Origin of the sequence: Janthinobacterium sp. GW456P (assembly GCF_002127655.1) — a bacterium.
Classification (GTDB): Bacteria; Pseudomonadota; Gammaproteobacteria; order Burkholderiales; family Burkholderiaceae_D; genus Janthinobacterium.
On sequence record NZ_NEHB01000040.1, the window covers coordinates 1 to 11,460 of the forward strand.

The window sequence follows — 11,460 nt, forward strand, 5'->3', positions numbered from 1 at the left end:
ATTCGATGTCAGGCATGCCCAGCAGGTGCATACCCACCGAATAGTAGAAGCGGTCACCGAATAGTAGAAGCAGTCATCGGATATCGGATATTGGACCCAAGCACGGATCAGAGCGGATTCCAGGGACTTGGAGGTATAGCTATCGAGCTCCAGCCAATGGGTTCGGCCGTGAGCTATTCCCGAACTCTCGCCTTTGACTGCGAAAGCACCGGCCTGTAGCAGCGYAGCTGCCAAGGCCAATGTCTGTCTGGACACTGTGAGAGCGTTTTCYGGTGTCATTCGTGGTGACAGAATATAACTCACTGCCGAATGTGCCTCGATTGCATGCCAATCGTCGGTAGTGACGGAGGGGCTGACTCGATCCGCCCACGCCTTAAATGAAGACATCATTCTYGGGTCTGCAACGTCCTGCGAGAAATYGACATCGTAATCAAAACCAGAAAACTGACTGCTTATCTGGCGTACGGGCGTGTTCTGTTGATGAAGGACGCAAATTACGTGTCGAGGATTGATATTCATAATCTGAACGGTAACCTAATGCTTAAGTAGTTGGCTGCTGAAACACGCAACGTGGGGCTAGCCCAATGGACTGATGGGGTAGCATAATATTCGATCGTGTCAGACCAGTCGAGCGGCTGCTTTTGGCCGGTTGCCGTGATTGGCTGGTGCCGCTCCATTGCGGATGTTCGTCACTGAACGGGGCAGCCGACTTGTGACTCTTTGTAAAATTCGTCCTGGCTTGGCAGAACTTGGTACATTGTCAACTCAGCTTAGCTACCACTCGCCGACCAAATCATCAGCTCTCGCACCTTCGCATTCTCGTACTCGGTGTCGTAAGCCAATCGGACTTCATTTGGAAAGCATGAAGCCCCCAGCAGAGCAGAGGACATGTAATTTCCGTACTGAGCTATTGCACTTTGGACTGCTGCGGCAAACTTTTCTTTTGGTACGGCTGCTTTCAACGCAGAAGAACCCAGGTTATACAGACGCTCGTAGTCTCGCTTTTCGTAGAGACCACGGTACTTGTCAACGCCGGCCAAGGCCAGAGTCCTATCCTCGTCGAAGCGTCCCGATTTAACACGCACATCGCAAGCGGATAGCGTCGCAAACGCTAGAAACGGAAGAACTATACAACGAAAAGTTTTGAGCATGTCAGTAGTTATTTGCTGAATGGGAATGACGGAAGATGAGCACGAGTGCAGTCAGCGACCGCTTGTGGCCGATAGCGGCCTGCAGTACCGTTCATCGATTTAGCTCTTCAATTAGGTGTCGCTCTAACAGTGCATATGGCATCGCTACTTGCCAAGGCTTCGCATTATTAGGCAGAAAAGCTGAATCTCTCAAATATGTAGGTCCCAAAGATCGCTCTCCGGATTGAATTAAGTGCCAGTTTGCCACGGCGTACTGCTCTCCGTTAATCGAAACAACCGTGAAGTGCCCGTGCCAATGGTCCTGATAATATCGCTCTGAGCTCGAAAGATAGCTCATGAATACCAAAGCTCGCTCACCGCTCACAAGTGCTTGATTTCCCCAGGCTCCCGTTGACCCGACAAATGACAGTTGAGCGGCGTCATAGCTGTCAGGCCCCTCAAACCGACGAGAATATACTTTCTCAACCTTGCCGATATATTGCTGTTGCCCTTTATCGATCACGGTCATGAGAACTGCGTCACAGCGCGCCACTTTATCTCGTAACAACTGAATTTGGTCCATAAAATCCCATGTAGTATTGCGCAGAGACCACGACCCTAATAAATCTAAATGTCTGCTGCTGGCTGCAGCGGTCGCCCTTTATCGATCACGGTCATGAGAACTGCGTCACAGCGCGCCACTTTATCTCGTAACAACTGAATTTGGTCCATAAAATCCCATGTAGTATTGCGCAGAGACCACGACCCTAATAAATCTAAATGTCTGCTGCTGGCTGCAGATTCMATCGTTCAACGCAACACTTTAACTTAAATGCATCATTGCARAATGGAATGATGAGAAAAAGAACTCGAATCGATTGAGCCGCGCCCCGCGAAACCTGGGATTGACGTTGAGGTTTAGCCACGGAAAAGTTCATGGTGGAATCCGCCGAAGCTCAAGCAGCTTTTGCTGGCGCGCGGTAGGAGTCTTTGCAGGGCAGGGGATAGGCAGGTCGGCCACGATATCGTCGTTGGACCAGGCAGCTACGAAATCGCAGCCCTGGTGCCCTGCAGGACGCCCATGCCCAATACGAACCATCGGTTTCTCATCTTGCAACAACCATGGATCAGGAGGGGCTAAGCTACTGGTGGCGACTCTCGGCATCGCTAACATGAACCCAGACGTGGCATCCTAGACATACGCAGCTAATGTGACTGTGCCACGGCGGAGCTCGACTCATTAGTTAGCCAATGTGGATGTCGATGATGGCTGATGCTGGAGGCCCACCAAGCCAAGTTCTTCAAGACGAATCGCCATTGTGGTTACGGAGACGCTGAATTGCTTTGCGAGGGAGTTGAAATTTTTCCCGTTAAACCGCTCGGCGCGGGCAAGCAGTAAAGAGAGGTCACGCAGCGTCTTCAATTTCTTCCTGAGCTTTGCCAAATCCATCTGCAAGGCGAACGCGGTTGCCTCATCTAAGAGGAACGGCGCATTTCCGAAGGCTGTCGAAAACCTTAATCTAACTTGCTTCCCGGGCATCAAGAACGCGGCAGCAAATTTGTCAGCCTCTCGCTCCAGTTGGTCACGAGCTCTCTCAGAGCCGTCTAGAGGGCGGTCTCGATGCGCTTCTCTCAGATGTGGGTGAAGAACTACATGGCCTAACTCATGCGCTGCGGTGAATAAGCGAATCTCTGGCAACATTTGACTAGACACCCTTACCAGGCCGGGCTGCGCTTCAAAGATACCAGCAACCTCATAAGAACTATCTCCATGCCTTACCGTACCAAGCGCGTCAGCTAGTTCGTAACTGTAGCCGAGGGTCCCAAGGGCGCGCTCTGGGTCTAAGACTTTAATCGGGTTATTAGGAGCTTGGAGTGCGCCCCAAATTTGCTCTCTCCTCTGCCACATTTGAAGGCCGAGTCTTCTGGCACGGTCCTCAATTTCCTCATCAGAGTATGTTTGCTTTGCCCGTGTTCCGAATCCAACCAGAGGCTCAGGCTCATCGGACTGCTGCGCTGCAAGCAGTGCTTCTGCCCGCAAGCTACGAGCGCTGCCAAGTACTGCCTGAAATTTCGCCGAAACGCTTCGTAGTAACTCGTCACACTCCGCCTGCCGTTGCAGCGACCAGTGCGACCTCTTGAAGTCTTTCAAATTCAGATTTACGACGAAAACGCAGGAGAGTATGCTCGATACGGCTGTGCTCAGCGCGACACCAGAGTCACCCCTGATATGGCGCAATCCAACTTCGAATACTTTGGCGGCCGCGTCCGCGACTTCCGAGCAAATCCCGGCAATCTCCAAGGGAATCGCGACTGCTGCTTTCATATACCGGTGCTCGGCATTGATGTGGTACTGCTTCTGTGCCGGATTAGATGTGTTGTCTCTTGCAATTCGCTCTGCGTAGACCAAATTAAACGCACCAGCGTCACGCTCCAGAAGCTTCTCAAGCGCAGGAATTGAGAAAAATTGGAGCCGTTGGGTAATTGCCAGCAAAGCTGCGTGATGGTCGCGATGCGATTCTTTATCAAGCGTGAGCCTACAAACCGTCAAAACCAGCTGAGCGGCTAAGAGCCCGCTGAGGGCGGAAGCACTGCCCGCGCCAGGGACATGTTTTCCAGCACCGAATTCGTCAAGGAGGGCCTTCGTAGAATGTGAGAGATACGGCGGTTGCACGGAACCTCCTGTTCAAACAGTCAAACGAGATGCATAGTTTCTGAAATGCGCATAGACTATTTTTTCCGATTAACGTTGTCTGCTTTGGAGCGGTCCGGGTTGTCGCGGACATATTCCTGATTATTTATAGTGACAACATGCGTATCTTTATGCAGTCCTTGCTTCACTTCGCGAACAGCTTGTGCACGTGACACTTCTTTGCGCGCACCAATTTGATATGTTTCGTTCCTGCCACCTGGGCCGTCATTGTTACCGATGATTTTTGACATTGCAATTTCTTTCCATTGAGTAAATGAACAAGTACTAGCCGTCTCATCTGTGACAAGTCTACCTGTTTGGAAAAATCTGTGTTGAAAATGCAAGAAGAAAGTCGAGGCTTAGAGAACCCTGACACATCCTCCGAATATATCGCCAGCAGATGAGTATGCAGGCAAGCGAGAGAAACGCCCGGTGGATATTGGCACGGCATTCGTAGCGTATGCGTAATCGGCGGAAGAGGTGCAGCTAGCCCAGGGTGCGTTCGACCACCCAGCGCCATTTACTCAGGCGATCGCGCGACTCGATGTGATTGCACAACAACGCTTTATCCGAACCCGGCCTCACACACATAGGCGATAGCAAACCATTCGTACGGGGTGGTCGGTCAAGCTGCCACGCTGGGCATAGTTACTGATCAAGCCTTGCCCGGCAATGCCGTGCAGCGTTTCCGGCAGTCACCGAAGTAGTCTCAGGGGAATCGCCAACAGCCGGCCTCGCCGGTACCGTGAACCTGATCGACCATCTGCCGGCGCCGCCGCAAGATCGACTAGCAACGCAGCAACTGGTCGCGATGTAGGCAGCACCGAGCGACACAGATCTGGTTCATCAGTTGGTTGATGCGGGCAGCCGGGCGAGAAGGTGCGCCAAAAGTAGGGGCTGCACCGTGCTATTCTAGACCAGGGCTGAGGCTAGTTCAGGCGGCAATTCGCGGACAAGATGGAACGGCGGCACGTTGCTGGCTGCGCCACCGTACCACACCAGCCAGACGTGTCCGGCTTAGGGGGCGGTAAGGGCGCGTGCGCCACCGCGTCAACAACAAGCTGCCCCCGATCCTATAAAAAGCCGCATTTCAAACGACTTGCGAGTGTCTAGTGAATTCTTGGCGATTCACGTGGCGATTCAGGGGATCATATTTCCTTCACGAGAAGAGATGAAGGGGTACATAGATACCATAAGCCCAAATGAGGGTGCCGATCACTGTCAGCGACAAACCAATGATTTCGCTACGCAATTCAGCACTAATTCGAGTCCGAGCTGCTGCTCTGCATTTAGCTTCGATTGCTACCGCTTCCTCTTCACGAACAGGTGGCCCGGTTAGGCCGCTACTGTTTGCGATCATCGTCTCCTGCAATAGCAATTTATCAAGGGTCGTGAAGCGAATTAGCGACAGCAAACCTCCTACCGTCAAGACGGCACCTGAGGCAGCAAATAGGTTCATGTCCTTGAACTTTTGACCCAATGCGAAACTGGCAGCGCAAAAGACAACCAGCAGAGCAAGAGTTAACTTTGATTGGGCCACCACCGCTACAAATTTATATATCTCTTTCATCGAGAATTTTCCGGTCATTTGCGCGAGCGGCGCGAATACTCAAGCAGCGAGTAGTACAAACGATTTACGACCTCGCAGAGCTGCGTGGAATCAAAAGCCGCCTGTTGCACTTCCGCCTTCCACGTAGGATTCTTGGCATCCCATTTTTTGTAACTGATCAGCCTATTCCAGAGGGTCAAGAATGCTCTGCGCCGGTAGGTACTGGTTCAGGATAATCGCAGGCAACCGGCCAACCAGATATCGCCGGGCTGCACCTTGCTGCGCCGGCGAGACATAGTTGCGGAGCCACTCTTGAAACGCCAATGATGTTCCGGCGATAGAGGCCTCCTTTGCAAACTTACGGCAAAGTTCTAGGACCGGCTCGTTCGATTTTCCGGTCGGATAAAGCTCAGCTTTTTGTTTCAGTCGAAGCTTTACGTAATCAGATGTCATTGAATTCTTCCCTGCTATCCTGACCAGGCACCGCGCCCAGCCCTATTCACTGCCAAAATCGCGTCTAGCGCGGCTTTGGATGCTACTGTGGGCGATTTTCCTTGTCAGCCACGCACTGCACCCGACTTTCTCATTGACATCGCCAGCTCGTGGCTGGTATGGATGCTGCTGCTGTTTCCCGTGGTATTAAATCGGTGACGATGGTGCGCCACCTGGTAGAAGATCTACCTTACCGGTCATCTGGTTGTTTCAATAGAACGCCAGTAGACGTTTCCCAATGGCCTGGCGTATCGTCGAACAAATCCGTTCCATCTTCAAGCAGATATTCAACTATGCCGCTTGGAACTTTCCCACGGTTGACACGAATGGCTGAGCTTTCCCATTCCTCAACCGTGTAAATGTTTCCGTCATCGCCTTTGATGGCCCAGCTGCGCAATACAGTCATATCACTCCTTCATTGAATCGCTAGCGGCCGGCTAGCGGCGGGTGCTCACAGAGCGCGGTGTTCCTATTCCGCCCATTCCCACTTCACATCGCCAGCTTCGTCAACGCTGATGACTTTGACTTTCTTGGCCGCGTCCAAAGCAGCCTCCATAGTGTCAAAGTGCCGTCCTAGCTTGCGCAGGTCTAACCATGTTTTTTGCGATGGTTGACCAGTGCGAAAAACTTCGATAGCGAGGCACGGGAAGCACTCGTTACCTGTTTTTGTCGCCAACGGATATACCATGATCTGGCCCTGTCGCTCCGCATCAATTTCAGCCTGTGTGCGCGAATACATACTTACTTGATTCTGAAAGTTCATAATTCTCATCGCTGGCCAGCATCGTGCCGACCTTCTCGTTGCGACAGGTCGCATCAAGTGCGGCCGTAAGTGCTGCTGGGCGTTTTCCGTCTTAACCGATAACCAAATCGGCATGGCCGTGCTGCACCAGCCAGTCATTGAATTCCAGCTCTGTTTTGACGGACGCCCAGCGGACTTTTTCAAAATTGCGCCGCACGCTGTCGAGCTGAGCTTTGGCAACACTAATCTGTTCGTGCACTGCTGCTGGATCAACGATATTGGGGACTTCGTAACTCCACGAACTCAACAGTCCTAAAACTTCCGCCGATGTACGATTGGCGTGTTGTACGCCTTCGATTGCCAGTTCCTTTTTTTCTTCAAAGTAGTGGCGTTCCATTTTGCCTGACATGTGTATGCTCTCCTCGGCATCCGGCCGCTACGGCCGCGTCAAGTGGCGCGGATTTTTCCTTTAATCCAGATGCGAACCTAATGTCCAGTTGGCTAGTCATTCGATTGCACCTACAACCAGTAGTGCGAGCATCAAACAAAAGTACACTCGGGCTGGTGAACTGCGGCGGTCGAACCTGTCAAAGCCGACGAACTTCAGCAATACTAAGAAGTTCGGCAAGAATACCGCAAGGCACATCCATTTCATTTGCCGTATTTCATTGCTTATCCTTGCGCCAGCGGCCGGTCAGCAAACGGGCGCCCAGGGCGCGTTTTCCTATTCAAGTTACTTTGGCCATGCTCATCAGCTTATTCCTCCTGCGGCAGCGCCGTCCACCGATGGCCCCATTCGTTAACGGAATTGCGAGACCGGCTTTTCTCGACTGGGAAGTACGTCACCTGATACTGGCGGCCTTTGTGCGTCACGATCGATTTCGATTGGGCGCTAGGATGCAGTCTGTCCAGCTCCGCATCGAGCTTTTCAGCCTCGGACATTTCCAGTATGCCCAGGCGCTTCAGTTCAGCCGTAATCATGCGCACCTCTCTTGCGGCGCTTTTACGTTGCGACAGGTGCTTGTTCGGGTTATTGCTGCTGTCATTCGAAAACTTATTGTTCCAGTCCTTGAGGTTTGCCTCGGCTGCGGCCAGGCTCTCCATGTTGTACATTTTTCAGGCTCCTTAGTTGACCGTGGCTTGGTCGCGCTATCACATCACAAAGTCCACATCGGCGCCGCGCAGGCCGAATCTATTACCTTCCTTTCAGACCGAGGGCGTTCAAAGCACGTCGTCGTAGTCCTCGGTTGCAAGTTGTCCTGTAGTTTTGCACGATGGACACTCAGCTGTGACCCCGGAGCTACTCTGGAAGAAGAATCCGCCGTCTAGGCGTGACTGGCTAGTCAAAGCGGTAAAGACGTGACCGCATCCACATTCAAATTTCGCCTGTTCAAGGCCCCCGAGCAACATTGCGGTCTTGCCGTTAGCAATTGGGGTATGAGGCGTTCGCGTCCGTTGTGCTTCCAATATCTTCAGAGTCATTGTTCTGCCTTTCTTCGATGTCGCCGGCGGCCGGCCGGCTGGCGGGCGCTCACGGGGCGCGCACTTTTCCGGGCTTCCTTTTGATGTTTGTGAACGAGTTCGCGAAGCAATTGCCTTGCGGTTTCAAGGGCGTTTTCACCTGCCTGATTCCACTTCGTAAAGCGGTCCCAATCCACAGTTACAATGCCATCTTTGGCAACATAAATCCAGAGTAACGAACACCACCAACGATGCATACGATTTCTCGGGACAGAACGTAATTGTCCTTTGCCATATTTCCCGCGATCACGTGGCTGCCAGCGTCGCGCGATCAATTGCGATGGACTCTGCGCACGCCTCTGCGATAAAGTCGAGACACGACCAGTCGTCAACGATTAAAGATTCGGACTGCGTGAAGTTGGATAAACCCAGTGCTTTGAGCGCCGCATCCACTCGATTTCTATATTCGTCACTTGCGCGACGATGGGGTTGATGATTCATATTATTTCCCGTCCGTTACAGTGGGTTTCAAATTTCTGCTGACCTTTTCGCTCAGGTCGGGCGCGTCGTGGGGGGAGGGGAAGCCTGCCGCCTCCGACATCCACACACGCACCGCTCCGCTACCATATTCCAATGCTTCTTAAAGTTATTATCCTCACTGGCTAGCATCGTGCTGACCTTCTCATTGCGGCGGTTCGCTTCGTGCGCGGCCATGGGTGCTGCTGGGTGATTTCCTAGATCAGACCAGCTTGTTTTGAACGGACTGGTCGGAGTCTTGTACCGTCAACGTGCCAGCATCGGACGCGGCTTTGACGGTGGCAGCAGATGCGTCCGCGGTTAGCTAATCACAATGCCAGCGTCTGCCATTGCTCATACATGGCTTAAGCGATCCTTATTCCCAAGGATACCATGTTGCCTATCTGAAAACCATGAAGTCCAATCGGGCTGATTCGGATGGATAAGCCGGCCTCAATCTATCTTAAGACCATTGATGAGGTAACTGATGTAGAATCACGTGGCGGTAGCACCCTCATGCATCTATGCAGGTTGCGCTGCACGTTACCATGCGGCCCTATGGCGCAAAGGCGAGCAATCGCGTGAGCGTTAGCGGCGGTGTCAGCGGCTTGGACGACTCGCAAGAGGCTCTCAGCCAAGACTCTGCCGACGGTGGCAGCGGTGGTACTTCGTCTTCTACTCCCGATTTAGTTGGGAAGGCGGATAAGAAACGTGCGGGGCAGCCAAGGAGCACAGGCGCGGGCGCGCCGCGAACGTCGAAACGTGAAAACGTTTCTTCCGCCCCTTCATGGTGGAAGCGATGGCTTTTAATCGCCTCTACTGCGTGCTTTTTGTTCAATTGTTGTAGCGAACTTGGGGTGATAAGAATGCATATGAGTATGATTCGCATTTCGGCGGCTGGTGGTTGGGTGAATGGTGTACCTCATGCATCTATGCAGGTTGCGCTGCACGTTACCATGCGGCAAAATGGCGCAAAGGCGAGCAATCGCGTGAGCGTTAGCGGCGGTGTCAGCGGCTTGGACGACTCGCAAGAGGCTCTCAGCCAAGACTCTGCCGACGGTGGCTTTTTCCGCTGGCTCGGGGGGCTTCAACGCCGGCGGCACACCTGAAATGGCTTCGAATGCATACGTCCAAGTGCTTTCCCATGCGAGGCTGAACAGTGTATGGAAGCATCTCTATAAGAAGACCAAACCTCTTTCCCGAAACACCACAGGTATCGACAGCCAGTCGATCAATGACTTTCATCTGGATGCCAAAGGCAATCTGATTCGTCTAGCTAAGGATATCCGGGACAAGAATTTCTCGTTTTCATCGCTAAAGCCCTATCTGGTGCCAAAGCCAAGTGGCAAGAAGCGCTTGATCTGCGTTCCAACGGTACGAGATCGAATTGTTCAAGGCGCTCTGGTCGATTACCTTGCTGATAAGTACGCAGGACGCCTGGCCAATAACATCAGCTTCGGGTTTATCAAAGGCCGTAGCGTTCACATGGCTGCTGGAATTGCGTGCACAGCGCGAAACCGGCGACCATGGGTATATAAGACAGACATTACCTCGTTCTTCGACTCGATACCTCGTGCAGACTTACGGTCGGCGATAAAAAAGCTCATTAAGGAACGATCGTTGCACGGTCTGCTATTTTCGGCCTTGGATTGCGAAGTTGACTCACCGAGTAGGTCCGTGACTACCGACATCGCCAAACTGGGTATCAGGCGAGGACTAGGGGTGCGTCAAGGAATGCCGTTATCGCCGTTTTTTTCGAACTTGCTCCTGGTCGACTTTGACCAAAAAGTTGAGTTGTCAGGGGCCCATGCTGTTCGCTATGCAGATGACCTGATTTTCCTTTGCACGGATGAAAGCGAATGCAACCAGGTTGCAACCTTTTGCAAAGACGAATTCAACAACATCGGGTTAGACGTACCTGCGCTCGGCCCCGGGTCAAAATCGGTCATTTATCGGCCCGATCAGCCGGCTGAGTTCCTGGGACTCGAACTCGCACCGGCCTCCGGCCGTTATGAGTTGAGATTGGCAGATGCACAGTTGTTGCGGTTGAAGCAGGAGCTTCTCGGCTTTAGCAATATAAAGCAGCTGCTGAGTAGGAACATCACCCTCCGTACGCTTGGCCAGTCAATCGCCGCTAAGCGGGATGGGTACCTTGGAGCCTACGATCTGTGCACAAATATTGATGAGGTTGAGTTCGAACTGAGAAAGGCCGAGCACAAGGCGCTCCGTACCGTCTATGGCGCGGGCCTTGGGATTAAGCTTACAGAAATCGGAGCTGATGCGCGAGCATTTCTGGGGTTGCCTCGCAAATGATGAGCGTATTCAAGTATCCATTTGTAAGTTCAAATGTGATGTAAGGTCTTCCGGGGGGGGGACAGGCGTGGAGCCATCACAAAGAGATAACTGATTGGCATGATGACCAGTTGACTTGCCCGCTCTTGCGCGCGACTCATACGAAGACTGCAGTGCTTGGAGCTATGCCACGGGTTAATCCTCCCATTTTTAGAGCGCTCTAAAAGTAGAGGTTAAGCGGCCATGGCAAGCTTCTATTTTGGCGTGATACTGTCGACGCCAACGCCGTCTCGAAACGCGCCTCGGGCTCGGGCGGCAACCTCGGCCGCAGCGGGGATCTGTGAGCGCGCAGCTGGCTCAGGCCGCCCTGGTACCCGCGCTCGACGATCTCACAATGCAGCACACTGGCTGGTATCTGTCGTCTGAGGCCTTCGCCATATAGGCGAAAGACTGCGAGCTGATCGGCCGACCGCGTTGCAGGATCTGATCCGGCAACACGGGCGACCCGCATGGGTGACGCAACAGTTACCGAAGCAGTCACAGGGTAATAGTCAACAGCCGGCCACGCCGGCGTTGTGGACCTGAT

Annotated in this window: 12 protein-coding genes and 2 pseudogenes; 1 reads left to right on the forward strand and 13 read right to left on the reverse strand. The window is 52.8% G+C overall.

The features are described from left to right. Window positions 1-770: 770 nt before the first annotated feature. From CBW66_RS28770 to CBW66_RS28790, 12 genes and pseudogenes are all read right to left on the reverse strand, one after another. Complete coding sequence (locus tag CBW66_RS28770) at window positions 771-1,040, reverse strand: hypothetical protein (protein ID WP_139841702.1); 270 nt, start codon at window positions 1,038-1,040, stop codon at window positions 771-773. 202 nt (window positions 1,041-1,242) lie between these two features. Continuing rightward, entirely contained in the window at window positions 1,243-1,659 is a 417-nt protein-coding gene (locus CBW66_RS28775) for a hypothetical protein (RefSeq protein WP_139841701.1), read from the reverse strand. A gap of 711 nt (window positions 1,660-2,370) precedes the next feature. Continuing rightward, a complete protein-coding gene (locus CBW66_RS25740; RefSeq protein ID WP_086140526.1) occupies window positions 2,371-3,804 on the reverse strand; it encodes a cyclodeaminase/cyclohydrolase family protein in 1,434 nt (477 codons plus the stop codon). Window positions 3,805-3,860: 56 nt separating this feature from the next. Beyond that, a complete protein-coding gene (locus tag CBW66_RS25745; protein WP_086140527.1) occupies window positions 3,861-4,073 on the reverse strand; it encodes a DUF3892 domain-containing protein in 213 nt (70 codons plus the stop codon). A 58-nt stretch (window positions 4,074-4,131) separates the two neighbouring features. After that, a pseudogene (locus CBW66_RS29580) lies at window positions 4,132-4,350 on the reverse strand (hypothetical protein); the annotation flags it as partial. A gap of 631 nt (window positions 4,351-4,981) precedes the next feature. Beyond that, window positions 4,982-5,392 carry a hypothetical protein gene (locus CBW66_RS25750; RefSeq protein ID WP_139841775.1) on the reverse strand — a complete coding sequence of 137 codons (411 nt, stop codon included), beginning with the start codon at window positions 5,390-5,392 and terminating at the stop codon, window positions 4,982-4,984. Window positions 5,393-5,554: 162 nt separating this feature from the next. Beyond that, complete coding sequence (locus tag CBW66_RS28780; protein WP_139841776.1) at window positions 5,555-5,824, reverse strand: hypothetical protein; 270 nt, start codon at window positions 5,822-5,824, stop codon at window positions 5,555-5,557. Between the two features lie 229 nt (window positions 5,825-6,053). Then, window positions 6,054-6,269, reverse strand: coding sequence for a hypothetical protein (locus tag CBW66_RS28785; protein ID WP_139841777.1), 216 nt, complete (start codon window positions 6,267-6,269; stop codon window positions 6,054-6,056). A 63-nt stretch (window positions 6,270-6,332) separates the two neighbouring features. After that, window positions 6,333-6,626 carry a hypothetical protein gene (locus CBW66_RS25755; RefSeq protein ID WP_086140529.1) on the reverse strand — a complete coding sequence of 98 codons (294 nt, stop codon included), beginning with the start codon at window positions 6,624-6,626 and terminating at the stop codon, window positions 6,333-6,335. Between the two features lie 91 nt (window positions 6,627-6,717). After that, window positions 6,718-7,014 carry a hypothetical protein gene (locus CBW66_RS25760; RefSeq protein ID WP_139841778.1) on the reverse strand — a complete coding sequence of 99 codons (297 nt, stop codon included), beginning with the start codon at window positions 7,012-7,014 and terminating at the stop codon, window positions 6,718-6,720. 347 nt (window positions 7,015-7,361) lie between these two features. Continuing rightward, complete coding sequence (locus CBW66_RS25765) at window positions 7,362-7,718, reverse strand: hypothetical protein (RefSeq protein WP_086140531.1); 357 nt, start codon at window positions 7,716-7,718, stop codon at window positions 7,362-7,364. 654 nt (window positions 7,719-8,372) lie between these two features. Beyond that, a complete protein-coding gene (locus tag CBW66_RS28790) occupies window positions 8,373-8,567 on the reverse strand; it encodes a hypothetical protein (RefSeq protein WP_139841779.1) in 195 nt (64 codons plus the stop codon). Window positions 8,568-9,641: 1,074 nt separating this feature from the next. Here CBW66_RS28790 and CBW66_RS25775 point away from each other — a divergent pair. Then, window positions 9,642-10,895: a reverse transcriptase domain-containing protein gene (locus CBW66_RS25775; RefSeq protein ID WP_139841780.1), complete on the forward strand. Its 1,254-nt coding sequence runs from the start codon at window positions 9,642-9,644 to the stop codon at window positions 10,893-10,895. Window positions 10,896-11,157: 262 nt separating this feature from the next. Here CBW66_RS25775 and CBW66_RS29585 read toward each other — a convergent pair. Next, window positions 11,158-11,289: pseudogene (locus CBW66_RS29585) on the reverse strand (IS21 family transposase); the annotation flags it as partial. Window positions 11,290-11,460: the final 171 nt, after the last annotated feature.